16 protein-coding genes are annotated in these 24,917 nt (G+C 59.6%); 12 read left to right on the top strand and 4 right to left on the bottom strand.

The window, feature by feature from the left end; genetic code table 11:
- Window positions 1–24: 24 nt before the first annotated feature.
- A complete protein-coding gene (locus tag VGL38_11680; GenBank protein HEY3296087.1) occupies window positions 25–273 on the bottom strand; it encodes a hypothetical protein in 249 nt (82 codons plus the stop codon).
- A gap of 17 nt (window positions 274–290) precedes the next feature.
- Here VGL38_11680 and VGL38_11675 point away from each other — a divergent pair, with 17 nt between their 5' ends.
- The 7 genes from VGL38_11675 to VGL38_11645 all read left to right on the top strand — a co-directional run bounded on the left by VGL38_11675 (window position 291) and on the right by VGL38_11645 (window position 10,359).
- On the top strand, window positions 291–776 hold the full coding sequence (locus tag VGL38_11675; GenBank protein ID HEY3296086.1) for a carboxymuconolactone decarboxylase family protein: 486 nt from the start codon (window positions 291–293) through the stop codon (window positions 774–776).
- Window positions 777–793: 17 nt separating this feature from the next.
- Complete coding sequence (locus tag VGL38_11670; protein ID HEY3296085.1) at window positions 794–1,486, top strand: SDR family NAD(P)-dependent oxidoreductase; 693 nt, start codon at window positions 794–796, stop codon at window positions 1,484–1,486.
- Between the two features lie 4 nt (window positions 1,487–1,490).
- Window positions 1,491–3,248: an alpha-amylase family protein gene (locus VGL38_11665; GenBank protein HEY3296084.1), complete on the top strand. Its 1,758-nt coding sequence runs from the start codon at window positions 1,491–1,493 to the stop codon at window positions 3,246–3,248.
- Window positions 3,245–4,843: an alpha-amylase family glycosyl hydrolase gene (locus VGL38_11660; GenBank protein ID HEY3296083.1), complete on the top strand. Its 1,599-nt coding sequence runs from the start codon at window positions 3,245–3,247 to the stop codon at window positions 4,841–4,843. The genes VGL38_11665 and VGL38_11660 overlap by 4 nt, the downstream gene beginning before the upstream one ends.
- Window positions 4,844–4,870: 27 nt before the next feature.
- A complete protein-coding gene (locus tag VGL38_11655) occupies window positions 4,871–5,881 on the top strand; it encodes a methyltransferase (protein HEY3296082.1) in 1,011 nt (336 codons plus the stop codon).
- A gap of 351 nt (window positions 5,882–6,232) precedes the next feature.
- Entirely contained in the window at window positions 6,233–7,885 is a 1,653-nt protein-coding gene (locus tag VGL38_11650; GenBank protein HEY3296081.1) for an ATP-binding protein, read from the top strand.
- A gap of 293 nt (window positions 7,886–8,178) precedes the next feature.
- Entirely contained in the window at window positions 8,179–10,359 is a 2,181-nt protein-coding gene (locus VGL38_11645) for a catalase (protein ID HEY3296080.1), read from the top strand.
- 79 nt (window positions 10,360–10,438) lie between these two features.
- On the opposite strand, the gene VGL38_11640 is transcribed toward VGL38_11645, so the two are convergent.
- A complete protein-coding gene (locus tag VGL38_11640) occupies window positions 10,439–13,546 on the bottom strand; it encodes an efflux RND transporter permease subunit (protein ID HEY3296079.1) in 3,108 nt (1,035 codons plus the stop codon).
- Entirely contained in the window at window positions 13,543–14,577 is a 1,035-nt protein-coding gene (locus VGL38_11635; protein ID HEY3296078.1) for an efflux RND transporter periplasmic adaptor subunit, read from the bottom strand. The genes VGL38_11640 and VGL38_11635 overlap by 4 nt, the downstream gene beginning before the upstream one ends.
- Window positions 14,578–15,059: 482 nt before the next feature.
- On the opposite strand from VGL38_11635, the gene VGL38_11630 reads away from it, so the two are divergent.
- The 5 genes from VGL38_11630 (at window position 15,060) to queC (ending at window position 23,196) form a co-directional block, all read left to right on the top strand.
- Complete coding sequence (locus VGL38_11630; GenBank protein ID HEY3296077.1) at window positions 15,060–15,683, top strand: hypothetical protein; 624 nt, start codon at window positions 15,060–15,062, stop codon at window positions 15,681–15,683.
- Window positions 15,684–16,001: 318 nt separating this feature from the next.
- The gene (locus VGL38_11625) at window positions 16,002–17,303 is read left to right on the top strand and encodes a TolC family protein (GenBank protein HEY3296076.1); all 1,302 of its coding nucleotides are present in this window, start codon (window positions 16,002–16,004) and stop codon (window positions 17,301–17,303) included.
- Window positions 17,304–17,316: 13 nt separating this feature from the next.
- Window positions 17,317–18,891, top strand: a complete 1,575-nt coding sequence (locus tag VGL38_11620) for an efflux RND transporter periplasmic adaptor subunit (protein HEY3296075.1) — start codon at window positions 17,317–17,319, stop codon at window positions 18,889–18,891.
- A gap of 244 nt (window positions 18,892–19,135) precedes the next feature.
- On the top strand, window positions 19,136–22,498 hold the full coding sequence (locus tag VGL38_11615) for a CusA/CzcA family heavy metal efflux RND transporter (protein ID HEY3296074.1): 3,363 nt from the start codon (window positions 19,136–19,138) through the stop codon (window positions 22,496–22,498).
- Window positions 22,495–23,196: a 7-cyano-7-deazaguanine synthase QueC gene (gene queC / locus VGL38_11610; protein HEY3296073.1), complete on the top strand. Its 702-nt coding sequence runs from the start codon at window positions 22,495–22,497 to the stop codon at window positions 23,194–23,196. Before VGL38_11615 ends, queC begins: the two co-directional genes overlap by 4 nt.
- Window positions 23,197–23,523: 327 nt before the next feature.
- On the opposite strand, the gene VGL38_11605 is transcribed toward queC, so the two are convergent.
- Window positions 23,524–24,567: a T9SS type A sorting domain-containing protein gene (locus tag VGL38_11605; protein HEY3296072.1), complete on the bottom strand. Its 1,044-nt coding sequence runs from the start codon at window positions 24,565–24,567 to the stop codon at window positions 23,524–23,526.
- Window positions 24,568–24,917: the final 350 nt, after the last annotated feature.

Raw genomic sequence — 24,917 nt, 5'->3', positions numbered from 1 at the left:
TTTTTGACCGCGCCCGTTCTCTTTTCAGGATGTGCATGATCCTGCCGATTCGCTGGAGACATTGGGCCGGATGCGCAGTTTATTATAGGTGAATCGCGATGGGCCGGGATGGTGGAAGAAAACGCGCAGTATACAAACCGCCGCGCACGTGCCCGCACGGCACTCTGCCGAGAAGTGCGGCGCGTTCTGATAGGGTCTGATCAGGAGTGTTCCTCCCACCGTCTGCCCTCTGCCGAGACACATCGGATAGCCCCCACCGAACATCTTACTCACAAATCCATGAGGCGAACATGCACGCACGGATTGATTATGACAAGGTAGCTCCGGACGTTTACAAAGCCATGCTGGTCTTGGACAGGGAGGTGAACAACTCCGGGCTGGAAAAATCGCTGCTGGATCTGATCAAGATCCGGGCCTCGCAATTGAACGGCTGCGCCTTCTGTATTGACCTGCACGCCAAGGAAGCCCGCGCGCGGGGCGAGCATGAACAGCGAATCTACGAACTGGACGCCTGGCGGCACACCACCTTCTACACCGACCGCGAACGCGCCGCGCTGGCGTGGACCGAAGCCGTGACCCTGCTCACCGTTGGGCACGTGCCCGATGAAGTCTATGCCGAAGCTCGCCGGCAATTCAACGATTCGGAACTGGTGAATCTGACGCTGGCGGTGGTGACGATCAACGGCTGGAACCGGCTGAGCATCGCGTTCCGCGCCGTGCCGGGATCGCACCGCGCCGTCACGGCGTCCATGTCCAACTCTGTCAGCGCCGCGTGAGCGGGAGAATGCTTTCCATGAAAACAGCTCTGATTACCGGCTCGACGCGGGGCATCGGCCTGGAAATCGCCCAACAACTCGCGCAGCGCCGCTTCCGGGTGTGGCTGTGCGGGCGGGATGAAGCCGCCGGCAGAAAAGCGGCGGCAGCGCTCTGCGAGCGCAATCTGGACGCGCGCTTCGTGAGCATGGACGTGTCGCAAACCGGCTCGATCCACGCCGCCTTTCAAACGCTGCTGCAAAGTGCGGACGCGCTGGATGTGCTCGTGAATAACGCGGGCATCTCGCTGGACGAGGCCGACAATATTCTCACCGTGGCGCCCGACATTCTCAGCCAGACGATGAGCACCAACGCCTTCGGCTGCCTCTATGTCACGCAGGCGGCGGCGCCGTTGCTGCGGCACGGCGGGCGCGTGATCAATGTCTCCAGCGGCGCAGGGCAGATCTGCCGCGGGATGAGCGCCTATGCGCCGGTGTACAGCATCAGCAAAACCACGATGAACGCCATCACCTGCCAGCTTGCCATCGCGCTCAAGCCGAAGGGGGTAACCGTCAACGCGGTCAATCCCGGCTGGGTGCGCACCGACATGGGCGGCACAATGGCGCCGCGTTCTGTGGAGAAAGGCGCGGAGACTCCCGTGTGGCTGGCCACCGAAGCGCCGCCCGATCAGACCGGACTCTTCTGGCACGACAAGAAAATTATTCCGTGGTAACACCATGAACGCGCGGCCGGACCTCTGGTATAAGAACGCGCTGATCTATGCGGTGGACGTCAAGTCCTTTCAGGACTCCGACGGCGACGGCATCGGGGATCTGCGCGGCATGATCTCGCGGCTGGATTATCTTTCGCGGCTGGGCGTAACCTGCCTCTGGCTGCTGCCGTTCTATCCGTCGCCGCTGCGGGATAATGGCTATGACATCTGCGATTACCTCACGGTGGATGCGCGGCTGGGCACCTTGCAGGACTTCATCGAGCTGGTGCACCGCGCGGGGGAACTGGGCATGCGGGTCATCACGGATCTGGCCTTCAATCACACCTCCGATGAACATCCGTGGTTTCAGGCCGCTCGCCGCGCGCGCGATTCGCGCTACCGCCATTACTACGTATGGAGCAATACTCCGCCACCGGTGCTGCCGGGCGGGGAGAATGCCTTTCCGGGCACCGAGCGCAGCGCGTGGACCTACGATGAGGTCGCGGGAGCCTATTACTACCATCTCTTCTATCACTTCCAGCCGGATCTGAACACCGCCAATCCCGATGTCGTCGAAGAGATGCGCCGCCTGATCCACCTCTGGACCTCCTTCGGCGTGGCAGGGTTCCGGTTGGATGCCATCGGGCCGATGATCGACAAGCGGACACGCTATCTGCAGAACTCGGAAGATCCCTTCTCCATTCTGCACATCATGCGGCAGGCGATCGAGGAGCGCATCCCCGACGGGATGCTGCTGGGGGAAGCCAACGTTTCGCCGGCACAATTGGTAAACTACTTCGGCAAGAGCGGCCGTTTGAATACGCTGCTGAATTTCCTGATTAGCCAGTACCTGTTCCTCGCCTTGGGAACCGAAGACAGCGCGCCGTTGACCGCAGCGCTGTCGCTGATTCCCCCCGCGCCCGACGATGCCCAATGGGTGAACTTCCTGCGCAACCTCGACGAGCTGAACCTCGACAAACTGACACCGGAGGAACGCTGCCTTGTGCTGCAAATCTTTGCGCCGGAACCGTCCATGCAGCTCTATCAGCGCGGCATCCGCCGTCGAGTGGCCACCATGCTGGATGGGGACCTCCGCCGCTTGCGCATGGCCTACAGCCTGCTGTTTTCCCTGCGGGGAAGCCCGATGATTACCTACGGCGACGAGATCGGCATGGGGGATGATCTCTCGCTCTTCGAACGCGAGAGTGTGCGCTCGCCGATGCAGTGGACCGCCGGGCCGGGCGGTGGCTTCACCACGGCCAAACCCGAGTGTCTGATCCGCCCCGTTATCGAGCACGGACCGTTCGGTTGCCGGAAAGTGAATGTGGAGGATCAGACCCATGATCCCGAGTCCCTGCTCTGCTGGATGCAGCGCCTGATGCTCACGCGGCGGCAGCATCCGGAAATCGGCGAGAACCAGGCGATTCTGGAAACAGGCAACCGTGCCGTGTTTGCCAGCCGCTCGGACAATCGCGAATGCGGCCTGCTCATGGCGCACAACCTCAGCTCTGAGCCGCAGCAGGCGGAACTGCCGCTGGGTCCGCTCGACCGCAGCACATTCAGCACGGTGCTGGGGGAAGCGGCGGCGGATGGTCGCGGTGATGCGCTGCGCGTGACGCTCGAGCCTTACGGATTTGTCTGGTTGAGTGCCCAGCGCCTGCAAGCGGATCGCTCACTCCCCGCAGCCGGAGAAACGAAAGCATCCGGCATGCCATCCAACGGTTTTCCGTCGGACATTCATCCCAAAGGGCAGCGTCCGACCGTGAAGCGCCCGGTCCCATGATCGACCCCAACCTCTTTCACTGGTGGCAGAGCGGGATCATCTACCAGATTTACCCGCGCTCCTTTCAGGATTCCAACGGCGACGGCATCGGCGACCTTCCGGGCATCCTGCAGCGGCTGGACTATCTGCGCTATCTGGGCGTAGATGCCATCTGGCTCTCGCCCATCTTTCCGTCGCCTATGGCCGATTTTGGCTATGATGTCTCCGATTACACAGCCATCGACCCCATGTTCGGTACGCTGGAAGATTTCGACCGCCTGCTCGCGACGGCCCACGGCATGCATATCCGTCTGTTGCTGGACTTTGTGCCGAACCACACCTCCGATCAGCACCCGTGGTTTATCGCATCGCGCTCCGCGCGGACCCATCCCAAACGCGATTGGTATATCTGGCGCGATCCTGCGCCGGATGGCGGACCGCCCAACAACTGGCTGAGTAATTTCGGCGGCAGCGCCTGGGAGTGCGACGACGCGACCGGACAGTATTACTTCCACGCCTTCTTAAAAGAGCAGCCCGATCTCAACTGGCGCAACCCCGCCGTGCAGGAGGCCATGCTGAACGCGCTGCGTTTCTGGCTGGATCGCGGGGTCGATGGATTCCGCGTCGACGTCGTATGGCATCTGATCAAGGATGAAGAGTTCCGCGACAACCCCCGCAATCCGGAGTATCATCCGGGGCAATCGCCGCATCGTGAATTTTTGGCCACATTTACCTCAGACCGCCCCGAAGTGCACGACGTGATTGCCATGATGCGCAAGCTGCTCGATGAGTACGATGACCGCATGATGGTGGGCGAGGTCTATCTGCCCCTCGAACGGCTGATGACCTACTATGGCGGTGGCGCAGGCATTCACATGCCCTTCAATTTTCAATTGATCGAATTGCCGTGGAACGCGCGGCTGATTGGCGCGGCCATTCAGCATTATGAGTCCCTGCTGCCCTCCTACGGCTGGCCCAACTGGGTGCTGGGCAATCATGACACTCACCGCATTGCCACGCGCACCAGCGCGGAGCAGGCCCGCGTGGCGGCCATGCTGCTGCTGACCTTGCGCGGCACGCCGACCATGTATTACGGAGATGAGATCGGCATGCACGACGTGCCGATTCCGCCCGAAGCGGTGCAGGATCCCTTCGAGAAAAATGTGCCCGGCCTGGGCCTCGGGCGCGATCCCGAGCGCACGCCGATGCAATGGGATGAGCGGCCCGCCGCAGGCTTTACCACAAGCACGCCGTGGCTGCTTCAGGCGGCGGATGCGGCCACGCAGAATGTGGCTGCCGAAATGCAGGATCCGCATTCCACGCTCTCCTTATACCGCGCACTGATCGCCCTGCGCCGCAAAGAAGAGGTGTTTGTCACGGGCCGCTACGTGCCGGTGGCCGCTACGGATCATCTCCTGTGCTATGTGCGGCAGGATGACCGGCGACGGCTGTTGGTGGTGCTGAATCTCAGCCCGTGGCCGCAGACCTTTGCTCTAAGCGGCCTGAGCGAACAGGGCAGAGTCCTGCTTTCGACCCAACTGGACCGCGCAGACGAATCCGTGAGCGAAACCGTCTCGCTGCGGGAAGGTGAAGGCCTTATCATCGAACTTCCCTAAACACCCGTTTAACGAACCTGAGGAGTTATGGATCATTCACCTGCGGGCGATGCCTTTCCGACATCGCAAAACATCATGGATCTGGCAATGGGCTTTCAGAAGAGCCGCGTGCTGCTCAGCGCCTTCGAGCTGGGGATCTTCTCCTGTCTGGGCGAGGAAAGCTACACCTCGGCGGAAGTAGCCGCCGATCTGGACACCGATGCCCGCGCTACCGACCGCCTGATGAACGCCCTGTGCGCGCTGGGACTGCTGACCAAGCACGATGGCCGCTTTGCCAATACACAGGGAGCGGCCCGTTTCCTCGTTCAGGAGAAACCCGAATACATGGGCAACCTCATGCACTCGGTCAATCTCTGGGACACGTGGAGTACCCTTACCGATGCTGTGCGCCACGGCTCCTCGGTAATCAAGAAGGACGTGAGTGAACGCGAGGAGAGCTGGCTCGACGCCTTCATTGCCGCCATGCACTGGCGCGCTATGAAATCCGCCCCGCAACTGGTGGCCATGCTGGACCTGAACGGCGTGCGGCGCGTGCTCGACGTCGGCGGCGGGTCGGGCGCCTACGCCATGGCCTTTGCCCGCGCGCAGAGAGATATCGAGGCCGTGGTGTTCGATCTGCCCAAGGTGGTGCCGCTCACCAGGATGTACATTGAGCGCGAAGGCATGGCGGACCGCATCCACACGGTGGAAGGCAACTACAAGACCGACATGCTGGGCAGCGGCTTTGATCTGATCTTCCTCTCGGCCATCGTCCACAGCAACAGCTTCGCGGAAAACCGCGCCCTGCTGCAAAAATGTGCCGCCGCCCTGCGGCCGCGCGGTCAGGTTGTCGTGGTGGATTTCGTCATGGACGAGGACCGGATTACTCCGCCCTTCGGCACCTTCTTCTCCCTGAATATGCTGGTGGGCACCGAGGCCGGAGACACCTACACCGAACCCGAGATCCGAAGCTGGCTGCAAGATGCGGGATTGTCCGCCATTGCACGCAAGGATACGCCCTTCGGCCCGAGCATGCTCATGGGGCGGGCTCGAGGATAGAGCGCAGGAGGAAACCTTAGACTACCTGTTTTCGGCGAGCGCTGGCGCTTGGCCCCTGCGACCGCAGTTGGTGGTGTTTGTGCTCAACAGATTTTGTCTGCGCGCGCTTGAGCAACTCGCGGCGGGGCCGCGACGGCGTTTATTCTGGCCGGATGCTAAACCTGAAAGTGGTTCGCTCCCGCTTGCGTTTATCCGCTCAGGATAGTTACTTAGATACATTATATATGAGGAGTCGCGGACACGCGACTATTGGCGAAACCGGGGCCATAACACGTGATGGATTCCAAGGCGGTATCGCGGCACTTTGAACGCGACTCCGCCTTTTTGTTTTTATCACCGGGTAGCAGACCTATGGCGTCACGAAAACTTGAACATCTGCCTGTATCCTTGACCATTCTGAAAGCCCTGGCGGTGACCGAAAATCCTTCGGGTATTCGCGGCCTGTCCACGGCCTTGCGCGAAGCCGGTACCCACTCCGCACGCGTGGTATCGGTTCGTCCGCGGGACTTAAAGGCTGCACTGGAAGAAGACTCCTTCGCTGTGCTGATTATCGAGGATTCCCCGCCCCGCTGCGACGCCTTGGACCTGCTGCGCCTTGCATCGGGCGTGCCGGCAATCGTCCTTTGCCACACGGATCACGAGACGCGGATTCTGGACCTGCTGAAGGCGGGAGCGTTCGATGCTCTGACTCGGCGGCAGACGCTGGAGGGCCTGCTGCCTTACGCGCTGCGAAGGGCGCTGGGCTCGCCGCATCGCATGCAGGAAGAACTGGAACGCCGGCTCGAAAAGCACATGCAGGCCGAAGCCGCGCTGCAGGAGAGCAACCGCCGCTTCCGCCTTGCGTTGAAGAACTCCGCGGACACGCTGCGCGAGCGAGCACAGCTTTTCAACGTCGTGCCGGACGCCATTATCGTCCGCGGGATGGATGACCGGATTACCTTCTGGAATTCGGGTGCCGAGCGCATGTATGGCTGGACGGAAGACGAAGCGGTGGGATATCTGGCCTGCGAGCTGATGAAATCCGAATACTCGCTGCCCATGGAAGAACTGAAGGCCCATGTGCTGCGCGAGGGCTACTATGCCACCGAAATTCGTCAGACCGCGCGCGATGGCCGCCGGATGATTGTGCAGAGCCTCTGGGCGGTGCGGCGCAACGACGGCGGCGAGCCGATCTCCTTCCTGCAGATCAACCGCGACATTACCGATTTGAAACAAAGCGCGCAGGGAGATACGGCGAGCGAAATTCGCCATCAACGTGAGGCTCTCGAAGCCGTCATCGCCGAGCACACGGCGCAGATCCGCAAGTTGCAGCACGAGCGTCTGGAAAACGAGCAGCAGGCGGCGCTGGGCCGCATGGCCGCGCATATCGCCCATGAGATCAATAATCCCCTCGCCGGAGTGGGCATGGCCTTCAAGGTGGTCAAGAAGTCCATCCCCAAGGATGCCGAGCACTACGAGTTCGTGGGCCGCATTGAACGCGAACTGAAACGTGTGGCCCGCATTGTCCATCAGATGTTCGGCCTCTACCGGCCCGAAAATGAAGTGCCCGTGCCCTGCAACCCGGCGGATGCGATTCAGGATGTGATCATGCTGCTGCAAAGCGATACCCGCGTACAGGAGGTGACCATTCACGCGGACGTAGCGCGCGCGGCGCGAATCATGCTGGTGCATGAGGATGCGTTGAAGCAGGTGCTGTTCAACATTCTGCAAAATGCCATCGAAGCGTCCCCGCAGGGAGGAGATATCCGCGTGGAAGCCGAGATCGACGAAGACACCCTCACGTTGAGCGTCGCCGATCAGGGGTGCGGCATCCCTCCGGAAGATCAGGCACGAATCTATGAGCGGTTCTTTACCACCAAGAGCGGACAGATCGCGGGTGGTTTGGGTCTGGGTCTGGCCGTAACCCACAGCATCCTCGAGCGCATCGGTGGCAGCATCCACTTTGACAGCGAAGTCAACCGTGGCACGACCTTTCATATCAGCCTGCCCGTCGAACCCGAATAGCCAGTCGGCGCAGGCTCCCGAAGGTCTGAGGCTCTCCTTGCGGGAGCCTTTTTGTTGGTATCGGCGAGGCTCAAGAGGTCATGTGCTGAACGGCCGAACCACAGTGTCTGATCCATCCTGATCTTTGTTCTATGGCCTGAAGTGCGTTCCGTATGCAAGCCACGCATAATCAAGCCCAAAGCAAAATGGCCGCGCACAATGCCAATCCCTTGACAATCTACGCAACCTCGCTATCTTAAGAGAATACATTTGCTCATACGGACCTCTTTACTTAAACAGATCGGAGTTGATCTATGGCGGATACCAAACACAATCCGGATACTGCGAAGGACAAGGATCTGGCCGCGAATCGGGAGGACAGCAGCAAAGAGTTTCTGACCACCGATCAGGGAGTGCGTGTCAACGACAACCAGAACTCCCTCAAGGCAGGCGCGCACGGGCCGTCCCTGCTCGAAGATTTCCACCTGCGCGAGAAGATCATGCACTTTGACCATGAGCGCATTCCCGAACGCGTCGTCCACGCGCGCGGCTCGGGAGCCCACGGTTTCTTTCAAGTGTATGAATCGCTGGCGCCGATCACGCGGGCAAGCTTTCTGCAGAATCCCGCGACGAAGACGCCGGTCTTTGTGCGCTTCTCCACCGTGGCGGGATCCCGGGGCTCGAGCGATCTGGCACGGGACGTGCGCGGCTTTGCCACCAAGTTCTACACCGAGGAAGGCAACTTCGACTTAGTGGGCAACAACATGCCGGTGTTCTTCATTCAGGATGCCATCAAGTTTCCCGACTTTGTGCACGCGGTGAAACCGGAACCGCATCACGAGATGCCGCAGGCCGCCTCGGCCCATGACACCTTCTGGGATTTCATCTCGCTGACCCCCGAATCGATGCACACGATCATGTGGGTGATGTCCGACCGCGCCCTCCCCCGCAGTTATCGCATGATGCAGGGCTTCGGAGTCCACACCTTCCGCATGATCAATGAGCGTGGCGAGTGCCGCTTTGTCAAGTTCCACTGGAAACCGATGCTGGGAGTGCACTCGGTACTGTGGGATGAAGCGCAGAAGATTTCCGGGAAAGATCCGGACTTCCACCGCCGCGATCTGTGGCAGGCCATCGAGAACGGCGACTTTCCGGAGTATGAACTGGGCCTGCAGGTGGTGGAGGAAGCCGATGAGCATTCCTTCGATTTCGATCTGACCGATCCGACCAAGCTCATCCCCGAAGAGTTGGTGCCGGTGCGCCCCGTGGGCAAGCTCACGCTGAACCGCAACCCGGACAATTTCTTTGCCGAGACCGAGCAGATCGCCTTCTGCATCGCCAACGTGGTTCCGGGAATCGATTTTACCGACGATCCCCTGCTGCAAGGGCGGCTGTTCTCCTATCAGGACACGCAGCTTACACGCCTCGGTGGCCCCAACTTCCACGAGATCCCCATCAATCGCCCCGTAGCGCCGGTGCACAACGATCAGCGTGACGGCCACATGCGCCAGACGATCAATGTCGGCCAGACCAGCTATGAACCCAACACCATCAGCGGTGGTTATCCGGTGCAGGCACGGGCCAAAGACGGCGGCTACGTGACCTACCCCGAACGCCTGATGGATGCGGCCAAGCTGCGCGCCCGCAGCGAGAAATTCTTCGACCATTTCTCGCAGGCGACACTCTTCTACAACAGCCAGTCGGAAATCGAGAAGCTGCACATCGCGCAGGCGCTGGAATTCGAACTGGGGAACGTGCAGCGTCTGCAGATCCGTGAGCGCATGCTCTTCCTGCTCACCCGTGTGGATCGTACGCTGGCCGAACGCGTGGCCCACGGGCTGGGGCTGCGCATTCCGGAAAAGGTGGATCAGCCGCTGAACATGAATATCCCTGCCGATGCCAAGACCGAAGAGTACCAGCCGATGCACAACGGCAGGAAGATTGTCGCCTCGCCCGCGCTGAGCATGGCCACTACTCCCCGGAATACGATCAAGACACGGCAGATTGCGATTCTTGCCGCCGATGGCGTGGACGAAACCGCCATTACCGACATGCAGAAGGCGCTGAAGGATGCCGGCGCGCAGGCCCGGATCGTCGCGCCCCGCTTAGGATTTTTGCGCAGCGCCAAAGGCCGAAGCATCCCCGTGGATTATAGTTTGATGACGGGCGCTTCGGTCTTCTTCGATGCCCTGTATCTTCCTGGTGGAGCGGCCAGTGTCGACGCGCTGCGCAAAGACCCGGATGCCCTGCTGTTCATCATCGAAACCTTCAAACACTGCAAGGCCATAGCCGCCAATGGCGAAGGTGTGGACTTGCTGCACGAGGCGCATGTGGGCAGCAATGGCACAGGGCCGGATACCATGAAAACCGACGGCATTGTGGTCAACGCCAATGGCCGCTCCGGCCGCTTGGCCGAGGATTTCATCCATGCCATTATGCAGCACCGCTTCTGGAACCGCCAAATGATGATGGAAAAAGCGGCGATGAAAGTGTAAGCCACGGCGCCACATTATGAGACAGAAGAGGCTGACCGGAATGGTCAGCCTCTTTGCTTTGAGAAGATGTAAGGAGCTTCTACGAAATCACATCCGCCTCTTCAGGAATAACCTCGGAAGAAGCCGCGCGCGGGTGCTCATGCTTCGAACGGCTCAGGGCGGCAATCCAGCCGCTGAGTTTGACATAGAACGCCGGAACCACCAGCAGGCTGAGCGTCGTCGACACGAACACGCCGCCAATCACGGCAATCGCCATCGGCGAACGGATCTCTGTTCCCGGCCCTATTCCCAGCGCGGGCGGAATGGCGGCCATCAGCGTGGCAATCGAGGTCATCAAAATGGGCCGCAGGCGGGTCGGCCCGGCCTTCAGCATCGCGTCGTGCGGATCCAGTCCAAGCCCGCGGTTCTGATTGGCGTAGTCTACCAGAATAATCGAGTTCTTCTTGACAATGCCCATCAACAGCAGCAGGCCGATCATACTGAAGATGTTCAGTGTCTTGCCGGTAATCAACAGCGCCGCCGCCGCACCCACCACCGAGAGCGGCAGAATGGTCAGAATGGTCACCGGATGGGAGAAGGAATTGAACTGCGATGCCAGCACCATGTAGGCGATCATGATCCCCAGCATCAGCGCAAACAGCAAACTGCTCATGGACTCTTTGAAGGCTACGCTCGAACCGCCCAGCACAATCCGGTAACCTGTGGGCAGCTCTTTGGTCATACCTTCCACATAGCGAATCGCCTCCTCCTGCGAGTGCCCCGGCGCCACGTTGGCAAACACCGAAATCGCGCGCTCGCGGTCGCGGCGGGTAATGCCCTGCAAAGCGGGAAGCTCCTGATAAGTCACCAGCGAGGATAACGGCACCAGATCGCCGCTGCGGGTGCGCACCCGCAAGAAGGAAATATCTTCGGGCCGCTTGCGCTGATCCGCCATCAGCCGCATCCGCACGTCCACCCGCCGCCCGCCGCTGCTGTACTTGCCCACGCGCTCGCCGCCGATCAGCGTGTTCACCGACGTCGCCACGTCCTCGACCGACACCCCCAGATCCGCGCACCGCGCGCGGTCGGGAATAATCCGCAGTTCCGGCACACCGATACGGTAATCCGTGTCCACGTCCACGGCAAGACCGCTGGCCGAGAGTTTGGACGTCACATCGCCGCTCAAGTCTTCCAGCGTATTCCAGTCGGAACCGCGAATCGAGAATTCAATGGGAAATCCCCGCTGGGCGGCAAAGCCCTGCTGCGAGAGGTCTACAATCACCGCCCGCACGCCGGGAATACTGTTCAAATTCTTGCGGAGCATGGCGGAAAATTCGCTCTGCGACATCTTTCTCTGTCCCGGTGGGACCAGTGTCGCCGCCACCATGCCGCCACTGACGCCGCTTCCGCCCATGCCGATCATCGAAAACGCGTGTACGACTTCCGGCTGTTTCAGAATGATGGCTTCGATTTTGCGGAACAATTGATCGGTCTCGTTGATGTCCGAACTGACCGCCGTCTGCACGCGCACAATAATCCGGCTCTGGTCCTGCGACGGTACAAATTCACTGGGCAGCGCCTTCAGCACAAACATGCTGCCGGCAAAAATCACTGCCGCACCTGCCAGGATCGTTCCCGGACGGCGCAATCCCTTGCCCAGCAGTCCCTTGTACTTGCCGGAAAAGCGGTTGAAAAGATCATCCACCCAGCGGCCCAGCCGGTTGCGCTTCTCACGGGAGATGTCCAGAATCTGCGAACACCGCGCGGGAGCCAGCGTCACCGCCTCGATATAAGAAAGGACAATGGCCACGCACAGCGTAATGCCGAACTGCAGAAAGAACCGCCCGATGATGCCCTGCATGAACACCACGGGAATAAAAATCGCAATCACGGCCAGGGTGGCGGAGAAGGCGGAGAAGGTGATCTCCTTCGTGCCTTCAAGGGCGGCGCGCCGCCGGTCCTTGCCCATCTCCGCATGGCGCACAATATTCTCCAGCACCATGATCGCATCATCCACCACAATTCCCACGGCAAGCGCCAAGGCCAGAAGGGTAAAGGTGTTCAGCGTAAACCCGAGGAAATAGATCACGGCAATCGTGCCGAAGAGCGACATGGGAATCGCCAGCACCACATTCAGCGCGTTGGATATCGATCCCAAAAACAGCCAGCAGACCAGCGCCGTGAGCAGAATCGACAGCACCAGTTCCAACTCGATCTCGCGCACAGACTCTTCGATAAACTGCGTGGTATCGAAATTGACGCCCAGCGTCATGCCTTCGGGCAGCGTCTTCTGAATCTCCGTCATCTGCTTGCGCACGGCCTGAGCTACGGCCACGGCGTTGGCCCCGCGCTGCTTTTTGATGGACAATCCCGTGGCGTTCTGCCCGTCCACACGCGTCATGCGCCGCATATCTTCAAAGCCATCTTCCACGATGGCTGCGTCTTTCAGGTAGATCGGCCCGCCGGGCGTATTGCGCACCACAATGCTGCGCAACGCATCCAGATCCAGCGCCTCACCCATCACACGCACACTGACTTCCCGCCCGGTAGATTCCAGCCGCCCCGCGGGTAGTTCTACGTGCTCGCGCTGCAATGCGCCGACAACGTCGGCTACGGTCAGACCCTTGGCGTCCAGCTTGGCCGCATCGATCCAGATCCGGATATTGCGGTCCAGCCAGCCGTCCATGGAAATTTCGCCCACGCCCGGAATCGTCTGCAACTTCTCGCTCACCCGGTAGCGCGCAATGTCGCTCAAGAGCTGGTTGGGGAACGGTCCGGACAGACCGATGCGCATGATCGGTTCATCTTCCGGATTGGACTTGGACACCACCGGCGGATCGACGTCTTTCGGCAGCCGCCGCTGCGCCTGCGAAATCTTGGTTTGAACATCCTGCAGAGCCACGTCCACGTCGCGCGCCAGATCGAGTTCGATGGTCACGTTAGCGCTTCCTTGCCGCGAGGTGGACGTAATGGACTTGACGCCTTCCACCTGCGCCAAAGCCTCTTCGACAATTTCCACCACGTCATTCTCGACGACTTCAGGCGCGGCGCCTTCCCACGTGATGCGCACGTTGATGGTCGGGAAGTCCACGTCGGGAAATTGACTGATGCCGATCCGCGAAAGTGCCACCAGGCCGAAGACAATCGTTCCTGCCATCAGCATCCACGCCAGCACAGGCTTGCGAACGCATGTTTCGGTCAGATTCATGCTTTCTTCCCTGCCTTGCCCTTGCCGCCGGTCGAATCACTGGGCGAAATCACGCGCACCCCCGCGCCATCCCGCAGCGCCTCCGCGCCACGCACCACCACCAGTTCGCCGCTCTTCAGCCCATTGGTCACTTCCACAAAACCGTCGGACGATTGCAATCCAAGGGTCAGCACGCGCTCTTTGGCCACGCTGTCCTGCACAACATACGCTAAGAATCCTTTTTCGCTGGGGCGGATCGAAAGCTGCGGAATCACCGGCAGACTCTGCGAATCGCCGAGCAGCACGGTCACTTCGGCAAATGCGCCGGGCCTAAGCTCCTCTTTTTGCGGATCATTCACCTCCGCGACGACACTCACCATCCGTGTCACCGGGTCCGCCGACTCCGTCACGGCGGTGATTTTGGCTTTATACTCTTGCGTTTCACCACGGACTCTGAACGTCACATTCAGGCCCGGGCGCAACCGCTGGGCTTCCTGATCCGGAACCGAAAATCGCAACAGCAGCGGATCGCGGCGCAGCATGGTGGCAATCAAGGTGCCTGCCAGAATATAGTCTCCTGTGCGGACAGTGCGGCTTTGAATGATGCCCGACACCGGCGCCGGAACATAGGCATCGCGTTTGTTCAGTTTGGCCAATTCCAGTGCGGCGGCGGCTTCAATCGAATCTGCTCTGGCCGACATCGCCTTGGTTTGCCAATTATCCAAATCCTCCGGACTGACAAACCCCGGATTCTTGCCCTGAATATCTTCCCGCCGCGCCAGTCCCGCCAAGGCTTCGCGGCGTCCGGCCTTGGCCCGTTCATAGACGGCTTCGGCGGACTTGACGGCCAGATCAAACCGTTCCGGTTCGATCTCCACCAGTGGCTCTCCCGCTCGCACGTTCTCGCCTTCCCGGAAGCGGACCTTCTGCACCGCGCCCGTCACCCGTGCGGTCACCTGCACGGTTTCGAAGGCCTCCAGCGAACCCACCGCATGCACCGCAAGATCTCCGGCGTGGGTAGCAACCGTGGCAACTTCCACCGGGAATTTCATCCCAGAGCCTTTGCGCGAAGGCGGCGCCGAATCTTTAGAGGTGCAACCGGCACATAGAAGCAGCAAAACGCCAATTAGGCCGGTAGCCAGAACGCGTGGTGCAGGGGAGGGTATCTTCATCGGTATGCTGTTTTGAAAGGAAAGAGGGGGAAGACATGGCGCGGAAATAATCTCGGGAACACCTGCAATTTAGCCCATTTACAGAAGAAATGCAAAGAAACCTGTGTCCAGACGGCGGCTAAATCCACCGGAAGCCGTGGTTCATACGGCACGATGTTCAAATCAACCAATCGGCTGAAATGAACGAAAAACCGCACGCCGGGAAGACCAACAAACAGGGATATCGAAACATAAATTATTATTAATTATTATCATGCAAACAACGCTCACGCCTTACTATAGTTGGCATATCCATTGCCCTACACAGATTGGAATTCAGCTATGCCCGAGTATGAATCAGAAACTAACTGAGGACGAATGTGATGAACAAACAAATAGCCCTGATCATTAAGTGCATCATGCTTGGCCTCGTTGTGGCTCTATTCGTGATTGGCTGCTCCACGGAAAACAATCCGGTGGCGAACCCCGTAGCACCGGCTGCCGGCCAGCCGACGTCTTCGCCTGCCCCATCACCGTATCCGGTGCTGACCGATGAGCAGATTGCCAATCTCATCCCGGGATATCAAGTACTCAAAGTGGATGAGCGCGCTTATCATGGCGAGGGGTTGCTGGACGATCAAACCGCCAGCCGCATTCGCTATCAAGTGGGAGGATCCGTAAACCACCGGAACAATGGCGTTGAAATCGGAGCCTGGCAACTCTGGGAAGACCAGACTGTGACCGTCTCGACCCCCAACCCGGGCAGCGCCATCGTAGACTTCTATCCGCATCCCTACCGCTTCAACGGCTGTATTCGGATGTGGCTCGACCTGACACATGTGCAGCTTCCTCCGGGAGTGCGCTGGGATCAGGTGCGGTTCTACTATCAGGAAGAGAATGGCCGCTTGACCCAGTATTGGGGACAGTTGGATCTGGCTGCACATCGCTATTACGCTTGGCCGGACCATTTCAGCCGCTACATCATCACCGCCCCGATTGCCGGCTGATTCACAGGTCTCGTCCCGTCACCATTTCACAGAAAGCCGCTCAGGAGGGCGGCTTTCTGCGTTTAGGGCCACCCGCTGCAAACAATAGGCTGGCAAATGACATCAACTTTCTCTACTTTGTGCAGGCGCGGAGTGAAAGGCTGCCATTGCCTGAGTGAAAGGATCTTTCAAGCCGGGAATCTCTGAAGCAAAAATTTCGTGAAAGGCTCATCATCTTCTCAACTATAAAATCTTGCAAAACATGATCTTCAAGAAAAGAATCGCAGGTCTTCGGCGTCCGTACCCTTTGGCACGGCTTTTGACTAAGCTTCTATTATCATGAAACTCAAACTCGTACTTCCGGCCCTCGCCCTCTGCGCCGTTGCCGCCTTTGCCCAAACCGCCGCTCCCGACAGCACTCTGGCCGCTTATGTTCAGGAGAGCTGGCAGAATCACCCCGACATTCAGAGCATGCGGGCCATGATTGCCGCCGAAGAAAACCGCACGCGGATGAACTCGGCCTGGATGAATCCCGAACTGCGCTTCGGCCTGATGAATGTGCCGCAGTCCTTCGACACCCACATGGACCCCAACACCATGTGGCAGATCGGCCTGATGCAGCAGGTGCCGTTTCCCGGCAAACTCAGCGCTTCAGCGCAAGCCGGAACCTTGCGCACCAAGGTCGCCGAGGCCACGGTGGATGAAACCCGCTTCCAAATGGCTGCGATGGTCGCCATGGCCTATTATGATCTGGCCGCCACACTGGCCGTGCGCAAGGTACTCGAACATGGCAAGGAACTGGCGAACGAAATGACGGAGGCCGCCTCCGTGATGGTCTCGACCGGCATGGGCACGCAAAGCGAAGTCATGCGCTCGCGGCTGGAAGCGGAAAGCTGGAACGTCAAACTCACCAACAATCTGGCGGACATCAGCCGCAAGCGCGCCGCGCTGGCCTATGCGCTGGGCCGCGATGTGGACAGCACGCTGGCCAACCCGGTTTTGCCCGAAGGCCTGCCGCCGGAAATCGCGCTGGATTCCGCCCTGCAAAGAGCATCCATCGACAACACGCCTGCGCTGAAACGTCTGGCCCTCGAAAGCGGCGCTGCGCGGGCCGACGTGCGCCGCGCCCGGCTCGACTACTGGCCGGATGTCACCTTGGGCTTGAGCTACGGCCTGCGCGGCTATCTGCGCACTATGAGCACCAGTGAAATGACCGGCATCACAACAAATTCCAAAATCAAGCAGGACCCGATGATCTCGCTGGAACTGGCCGCGCCGCTGCCGCTGTTCTACAAGGGCAATCAGCGCGCAAAAGTCCGGGAACTGTCGGCGATGCAAAGCAGCCGCGAGGCGGAACTTGCCAAGGCCCGCCTCACGAAAGAGCAGGAACTGCGCGACCTCTACGCCCGCTGGAAACAGTCGGTGGATTGCTGCCGCATCGAGCAGGGCAAAATTCTGCCGCAGACCGAAGACACGTGGCGCGCCGTATTGATCGATTACCGCGCGGGCAAAGCGCCGTTTGTAAGCCTGTCCGAAGCCCGCATGAAAGTGGTCATGGCCGAGATGGATGTGATCATGCACAAGGCGGACGGCTGGGCCGTCTACCGCCAGTGGCAGGCCGCGCTGGGTAAAGGACTATAGGAAGAAATAGACTATGAGTGAACTCACCAAACGCTCGCGCTGGATTGTCCCGCTACTTCTGCTGCTGGTCCTCAGCGTGGCTTTCAATCTATACAGTGTCTTGGGTCATAAGGGCACGGGTAGCAGCACAAGCGCCTCTGCATCCAAGGAGATGTACGTCTGCCCCATGCATCCCAGCATTGTGCAGGACCACCCCGGCGACTGTCCCATCTGCGGCATGAAGCTCGTGCCCATGAAAAACGGACAAAATCCCGCGCAGGCCGCTCCCGGCATGGCGCCGCCGCCGCCCGCTGCCAAGCCTGCCGTTCCGGATTCTACAACCGTGACGCAGACCAAAACCGTCTACACCTGTCCCATGGACCCGCAAGTGGTGGAGGACCATCCCGGCAAATGCCCCATCTGCGGCATGAATCTGGAAAAAACCACCAAGACCATCAAGGTCAACCAGGCCGTCGCGCGCAAGGTAGCCTACTACCGCTCGCCGATGGATCCCAAAATCACCTCGCCCGTGCCCCGCAAGGATGACATGGGCATGGACTACATAGCCGTCTATGAAGATGAACTGAATACGGACGGCAACACCATTTCGGACCGCGCCGAAGTATCCATTGACCCCGCCCGCCAGCAGCTTATCGGTCTCAAAACCGCTCCGGCGGTACAGAGCGACATCCGCGGCGGCTGGAGCACCGTCGGACAGGTGCAGGCCGATCCCACCCGCGTTGCCCGCATCAATGTCAAAGTCTCCGGCTATGTCGAGCGTGTTTTTGTGGACTTCGTCGGCAAGCCGGTGCATCGCGGCGAGCCTCTTTTCAGCTTCTACAGCCCGGAAATCTACGGTGCGGAGCAGGAATATCTGCTGGCCTTAAAATCCAGCGCGGCCCTCATTGCGCGCGGTGGAGCAAAAGAAGACGGCGCGGCTCTCGTAAACGCCGTGCGTCAAAAGCTGACGCTCTGGGACGTGCCGGATGAAGAATTGAAGCACCTCGAAGACAGCCGCGAAGCCTCCAAAACCGTCACTTTCCATTCTCCTGTCAGTGGTGTCGTCACCGCCAAGGACGTGGTGGAAGGCGCATCGCTGATGCCGGGCGCCACGCCCTATGAAATCACCGACCTGAGTTCCGTCTGGGTGCTGGCCGATGCCTATCAGTCCGATCTTGATCGTGTCAAAGTCGGCATGAGCGCCACACTGAAGACTCAGGATCGTGACTACACCGGCAAAGTGGCCTTCATTGACCCGGTGCTGAACCCGGACAGCCGCACGCTCAAGGTGCGCATCAATGTTCCCAATCCCAAGGGAGACCTGAAGCCGGATCTCTTCGGCCAGGTCACCTTGCAAGGGGAGAACCATCGCGCCCTGACCATCCCTGCCGATGCGGTGATCCCCTCCGGCAGCCGCAGCATGGTGTTTGTCTCCACCGGAGACGGCAGGTTCCAACCGCGTGAAGTCAAGCTCGGCGCGCGCAGCGGCGATTTGGTGGAAGTCCGTGCCGGCCTCGCCGAAGGCGAATCCGTTGTCACCCGCGCCAATTTCCTGATTGATTCCGAATCGTCCCTCCGCGCTGCTCTCTCCGCCATGCAAGGCTCCTGATCTCGCAGTAGCCTGGCCGCGTACTCATTTCTGCCCTTCCCCCTTTGCAAAAGGGGGAATCAGAAGGGGGTGCTGCTCTCATCTCCTTCCCCTACTTCAGTGGGGGAAGGCCGGGATGGGGGTGGGGGAAGTTAGATGGGGGTAACGCACAAGCCGGGGGATGGGGGTCTGCCTGCACATTCAAAAGGGAGACAGGAATCTTCCGGCAACACAAGAAAAACCGTTGTAGGAATGGCATCAAGATATGCTGAAACGAATCATACGCTTCTCGGCGGAAAACCGCTTCCTCGTGATCGGTGCAACCATTGTCGCGATTGTCATCGCGGTGTGGACAATGAAGCATATCCGCCTCGATGCCCTGCCCGATCTCTCCGATACGCAGGTCATCGTCTATTCCCGCTGGGATCGCAGCCCGGATATTCTTGAAGATCAGGTCACCTACCCGATCATCAGCGCCTTGCTGGGAGCGCCCAAAGTCAAGGCCATTCGCGGCTTCTCCGATTTCGGCTACAGCTATGTCTATGTGATCTTCGAGGACGGCACGGACATTTACTGGGCGCGCACCCGCGTGCTTGAATACCTGTCCAAGATCACCTCGCAACTTCCGCAAGGCGTCAAGACCGAACTCGGCCCCGATGCCACCAGTCTCGGCTGGGTCTTCCAGTATGCATTGATCGACACCTCCGGCAAACACAGCAACGATGAATTGCGCAGCTATCAGGACTGGTTTCTGCGCTATGCCATTCAGAGCGTTCCCGGTGTAGCCGAAGTCGCCGCCGTGGGCGGTCAGGTGCGGCAGTATCAGATCAATGTCAATCCCAACTCCCTCGCGGCCTACGGCCTGTCGCTGCAAACGGTAATTGATGCGGTGCGCACCGGCAACAATGACGTCGGCGGCCGCCTCGTGGAAGTCTCCGGGCGCGAGTACATGGTGCGGGGCCGGGGTTATGTCAAGTCCACGCAGGACCTCGAACAGCTCGTGCTGAAGAGCGCCAATGGCACCCCCGTCACCATCAAGGACATTGCCACGGTGTCTCTCGGTCCGGAATTGCGGCGCGGCATCGCCGATTACAACGGCAAGGGTGACGTGGTGGGCGGTATCGTCGTTATGCGGCAGGGCGAGAACGCGCTCAACGTGATTGGCCGTATCAAGGCCAAGCTCGAAGAACTCAAACCGTCGCTGCCCGAAGGCACCACCATTGTCTCCACCTATGACCGCTCCGATCTGATTGACCGCGCCATCCATACGGTCTCCAGCAAGGTCATCGAAGAAATGATCATCGTGGCCCTGATCATTCTGCTCTTCCTCTGGCATATTCCTTCGGCCACCGTTCCGATCATCACCATTCCCGTCAGCGTGGCTCTCGCCTTCATTCCCATGTACCTGATGGGACTGACCGCCAACCTTATGTCTCTGGCCGGCATCGCCATTTCCATCGGTATCTTGGTGGACGGCGCGATTGTCGAAGTCGAGAACGCCTACAACAAGATCTACCACTGGCAGGCGGAAGGAAAGAAGGGGGATTTCCACAAGGTGCGGCTCGAAGCCCTGATGGAAGTCGGGCCGTCGGTCTTCTTCTCCCTGCTCGTCATTGCCGTAGCCTTCATGCCGATCTTCACGCTGGTGGATCAGGAAGGCCGCCTCTTCAAGCCCCTCGCCTATTCGAAAAACCTGGCGATGGCCATTGCCGCGGCGCTGGCGGTGACGCTGGACCCGGCCATGCGCATGATGTTCGCCCGCATCGAGCCCTACACGTTCAAACCGAAATTCCTCGCGTCCATGGCCTCACGGCTGGTGGTGGGAAAATATTACGCCGAAGAAAAGCATCCCATCAGCCGTTTGCTGCACCGCATCTATGAGCCGCCCTGTCGCTTTGTGCTGCGCCACGCCAAGGCCACCATTCTGGTCAGTGTACTGATAGTCGCGGCCACCATTCCGGTCTATTTCAAGCTGGGCAGTGAATTCATGCCGCCGCTGCGCGAAGGCACTCTGCTCTACATGCCGTCGGCTGTCGAGCCAGGCATGTCTGTCGCCGAAGCGCAAAAAGCCCTGCAGGTGCAGGACAAGTTGCTGATGACCTTTCCCGAAGTGGAACGCGTCTTCGGCAAGGCGGGCCGCGCCGAAACCTCCACCGATCCTGCGCCCTTTACCATGATGGAAACCACGATCCTGCTGAGGCCCGAATCCCAGTGGCGGGAAAGGCCGCGCTGGTATTCCTCGTGGGCACCCGAGTGGCTGAAGAGTGTCTTCCGCACGGTCTGGAATGACCGCATCAGTGAACAGGACCTGATTGCCCAAATGGATGCCGCCTTGCAGCTTCCCGGCATCAGCAATGCCTGGACCATGCCCATCAAGGGCCGGCTCGACATGCTTTCCACCGGCATTCGAACCCCGGTGGGCATCAAGATTGCCGGAGCCGACTTGACTACCGTGCAGAAAATCGCCCTCGATGTCGAGTCTGCCATGCGCACCATCCCCGACACGCGCAGTGTCTTTGCCGAGCGCGTGGCCGGAGGCTATTTCCTCGATTTCGATCTTAAACGCGACCAGCTCGCCCGCTATGGCCTGTCGGTGGATGACGCCAACATGATGATCATGACCGCCGTTGGCGGCGACAACCAGACCACTACCTATGAAGGCCGCGCGCGCTACGGCGTGAATGTCCGCTATGCCCGCGAGTACCGCGAAGACCTCGATGCCCTGAAACGCGTGCTGCTGCCTCTGCCGCCGCGCGGCTCCATGGCAGGCACAAACAGCGGCATGGGCGGCGGCACCGCGCCAACCGCCTCCATCAGCCGCGGCCAGATTCCCATGGAAGAGATCGCCGATGTGAAACTGGTGGAAGGCCCCTCCATGATCCGCGATGAGAACGGCCTGCTCTCCGGTTATGTCTATGTAGACTTCGATCCTTCCAAGGTCGATGTGGGTCGCTATGTGGATCACGCCAAGCAGGCGGTCGCCGCTATGGTCAAACTGCCCACGGGCTATTCCCTGAGTTGGAGCGGCCAGTATGAGAACATGCTGCGCGTCAAAGAACGGCTGCGCTTCATCGTGCCGCTCACGCTGGTGCTGATCTTCGCCCTGCTCTATATGAATACGAAATCCACCTTCAAATCGCTGCTGGTCATGCTCGCAGTGCCGTTCTCAGCCGTCGGTGCCATCTGGCTGCTGTATTTTTTGGGTTACAATATCTCCATCGCCGTCTGGGTCGGCATGATCGCCCTCCTCGGTCTCGATGCCGAAACCGGCGTCTTCATGCTGCTGTTCCTCGATCTCTCCCTCGATGAAGCCAAAGCCAGAGGTCATCTCCGCAACGCGGCGGATCTGGTGGAAGCCATCATCCACGGCGCGGTCAAGCGTGTCCGGCCCAAAGCCATGACCGTCACCGCCGCCTTCATGGGTCTGCTGCCCATCATGTGGTCGGTCGGCACCGGCAGCGATCTGATGAAACGCATTGCCGCGCCCATGGTCGGCGGACTCTTCACATCCTTCCTCTTGGAACTGCTCGTCTATCCGGCGATCTATTATCTCTGGAAACGCCGCAGCCTCGAACCTCAACCGGTTGCTGTCCCTGCCGATGGCACCGTGATCCCGGTCCAACCATGAGCACTCCAAATCCTCGCGCCGTCGTGCTCCTCAGCGGCGGCATCGACTCCACCACCACCGCCGCCGTCGCCCGTGATCAGGGCTTCGATCTCTACGCCCTGACCATCTACTATGGCCAGCGGCATGCGGTGGAACTCGAAGCCGCGCGCAAGGTCGCCGAGAGCCTGCACGTCATCCGGCATATTCTGCTGAACATTGATCTCAGTGTCTTCGGCGGCTCTGCCCTTACCGCAGATATCGAAGTCCCCAAAGAACGCACCGCCGCGCAGATGGGCGAGGACATTCCTATCACTTATGTCCCCGCGCGCAACACGGTGTTTTTGTCTCTGGCATTGGGCTGGGCGGAAACCCTCGGCGCACAGACAATTTTTATCGGAGCCAATGCGGTCGACTATTCGGGCTATCCCGACTGCCGCCCGGATTATCTGGCCGCCTTCGAGCAAACCGCCAATCTTGCCACCAAAGCCGGACGCGAAGGCAAGCGTTTCAGCATTCAGGCTCCGCTGCTTATGCTCACCAAAGCCGAGATCATCCGCTGGGGCGCGCGGCTCGGCGTGGACTATTCCCTGACCCATAGCTGCTACGATCCAACCCCCGAAGGCCTCGCCTGCGCCCGCTGTGACAGTTGCCTCATCCGGTCGCGCGGCTTCTCCGAAGCCGGAGTCCCCGATCCCACACACTATGTAAGCTCAAACTGATTGCCCTGTCTTTTCTGCCCTTCCCCCTTTGCAAAAGGGGGAATAAGAAGGGGGTTCCGCTCTCATCTCCTTCCCCTACGGTAGGTCCCCGATTTATCGCGGGACGGGAAGGCCGGGATGGGGGTGGGGGAAGATAGATGGGGGTAAAGAGAAGGCCGGAGGCCGCCACTAAGGATCAATGCGGAAGGGACCGCGCGGTCTTCCGCGCTGTCCCCCCGGCGAAGCCGGCCCCGTGATCCAACGCACTGCGTTGGGGTGCAGGGGTTACCCCAGCAGAAAAGGGACATCACTGTCCCTTTTCTGCTGATAGAGGTGGAGGTACGGGATCTACTTGAGCATGATCATCTTTTTCGTACTGACAAAGCCGTCTGTTTTCAAGCGATAGAAATACACTCCACTCCCCATCGTGCTGCCATTGAACTGCACGGTATGCGATCCTTCGCTCAACATCCCATCCACAAGTGAAGCCACTTCTTCTCCCAACAAATTGTAGATCGTCAGAGAGACGCGCGACGCTCGCGGAAGGACAAACTGAATGCTGGTGCTGGGGTTGAAAGGATTCGGATAGTTGTCCGCCAGTTCGTAGCCGGAAGGCCGTGCCGCCACCGGGTCGTCCACGCCCGCGCCGCCCACATTGCGGAACACAAAGCCGCCGATGCTTACGGTGTACGTGTAGCTGTCTGCATTGTAGCTGACCGTGTAGGTGGTCGGGTAGTAGCCCGTGCGCTGATAGGACTCGGGCTGCGGAATCTGGAAGGTGCTGTCCGGGTTCATCATGAAATACGCGCGCGTCACCATAGGCTCATAAAAAATGAACTGCCCGTGATAAAACCCGTAGATCAGCGTGTGCGTGAACATGTGTCCGTGGAACTCGGCGGATGTGCTGTCCAGCCAATGCGTGCCCATACCCGGGACCACCTGAACCGGCGGCGGACCCGGAGTATAGTTCGGCGGCACAAACTGCGACGGAACCTGGAAGGTGTCCACCCCGGCGGGAATCAGCCGGCGCGCCAGAGAAGAAATCATGTAAAAGTGAATATCAAAGTGAGGCTGCATGTAGGGCGTGGGAGGATGCCCCTGTGGTTCCCAGTTGAAATAGACGTGTGTAAACAGTGAGTCCGATGCCACGCGGGGAAGTTCGAGGCTCACATCCTCTTCACCGCCCGGCAGCCCCTGAAGCAGGCCTGCCGTAAACGTGACGCCCATAGCCACGGGTACCGAGTCTCGCGTGGTCTGTATCCACGAGCGGATGGTCCCTTGACCCATCGATGCCGAATCGCCGTAAAATGTTCCTTGCGCAAAGACCGAAGCGGTAGACAATGCCAACAGCAGAAACAAAGCAGCCGGTCCGAAATTAGCCTTCGTAGTCATGCCATTCCTCTCAGTTGAATCGAATGCACCCCGACAGATTGCAGTACGTGTTGAGAAGCGGCACAGTCCTCACGCTCACTCCTCACAGGTAGAAGATACTCCTTAAACCCTTATTGATCATCACAGATTCGATGAAGTAAAGCAATTCAAGGCATAGACAGCAACCATTCAGGATACGTCCCGCCTGCCGTGCCCGCCCCGCCACAGGAGGTTATCGATGGCTATTTTTCAATGCCCGATCACGTGCAGGAGCCCGCGCCATTAAGTAAGCTGCCGTGCTGGGGCACTTTTCATAGACCGGGGGAGGCATAAGGCATCAGACATCCCCTCCCAGTCTTCAGGCTGGCACC

The organism is bacterium, from assembly GCA_036504735.1.
Lineage (GTDB): Bacteria > Electryoneota > RPQS01 > RPQS01 > RPQS01 > DASXUQ01.
This window is presented reverse-complemented; position numbering and strand designations above follow the sequence as displayed.

What these genes read in the sequence shown, in the direction of transcription:
- VGL38_11630 (HEY3296077.1), top strand. Translation starts at nt 15,060, where the DNA reads ATGAACAAACAAATAGCCCTGATCATTAAGTGCATCATGCTTGGCCTC.
- VGL38_11655 (HEY3296082.1), top strand. Translation starts at nt 4,871, where the DNA reads ATGGATCATTCACCTGCGGGCGATGCCTTTCCGACATCGCAAAACATC.
- VGL38_11670 (HEY3296085.1), top strand. Translation starts at nt 794, where the DNA reads ATGAAAACAGCTCTGATTACCGGCTCGACGCGGGGCATCGGCCTGGAA.
- VGL38_11675 (HEY3296086.1), top strand. Translation starts at nt 291, where the DNA reads ATGCACGCACGGATTGATTATGACAAGGTAGCTCCGGACGTTTACAAA.
- VGL38_11640 (HEY3296079.1), bottom strand. Translation starts at nt 13,546, where the DNA reads ATGAATCTGACCGAAACATGCGTTCGCAAGCCTGTGCTGGCGTGGATG.
- VGL38_11635 (HEY3296078.1), bottom strand. Translation starts at nt 14,577, where the DNA reads ATGAAATTCCCGGTGGAAGTTGCCACGGTTGCTACCCACGCCGGAGAT.
- queC (HEY3296073.1), top strand. Translation starts at nt 22,495, where the DNA reads ATGAGCACTCCAAATCCTCGCGCCGTCGTGCTCCTCAGCGGCGGCATC.
- VGL38_11605 (HEY3296072.1), bottom strand. Translation starts at nt 24,567, where the DNA reads ATGACTACGAAGGCTAATTTCGGACCGGCTGCTTTGTTTCTGCTGTTG.
- VGL38_11665 (HEY3296084.1), top strand. Translation starts at nt 1,491, where the DNA reads ATGAACGCGCGGCCGGACCTCTGGTATAAGAACGCGCTGATCTATGCG.
- VGL38_11650 (HEY3296081.1), top strand. Translation starts at nt 6,233, where the DNA reads ATGGCGTCACGAAAACTTGAACATCTGCCTGTATCCTTGACCATTCTG.
- VGL38_11625 (HEY3296076.1), top strand. Translation starts at nt 16,002, where the DNA reads ATGAAACTCAAACTCGTACTTCCGGCCCTCGCCCTCTGCGCCGTTGCC.
- VGL38_11615 (HEY3296074.1), top strand. Translation starts at nt 19,136, where the DNA reads ATGCTGAAACGAATCATACGCTTCTCGGCGGAAAACCGCTTCCTCGTG.
- VGL38_11620 (HEY3296075.1), top strand. Translation starts at nt 17,317, where the DNA reads ATGAGTGAACTCACCAAACGCTCGCGCTGGATTGTCCCGCTACTTCTG.
- VGL38_11660 (HEY3296083.1), top strand. Translation starts at nt 3,245, where the DNA reads ATGATCGACCCCAACCTCTTTCACTGGTGGCAGAGCGGGATCATCTAC.
- VGL38_11645 (HEY3296080.1), top strand. Translation starts at nt 8,179, where the DNA reads ATGGCGGATACCAAACACAATCCGGATACTGCGAAGGACAAGGATCTG.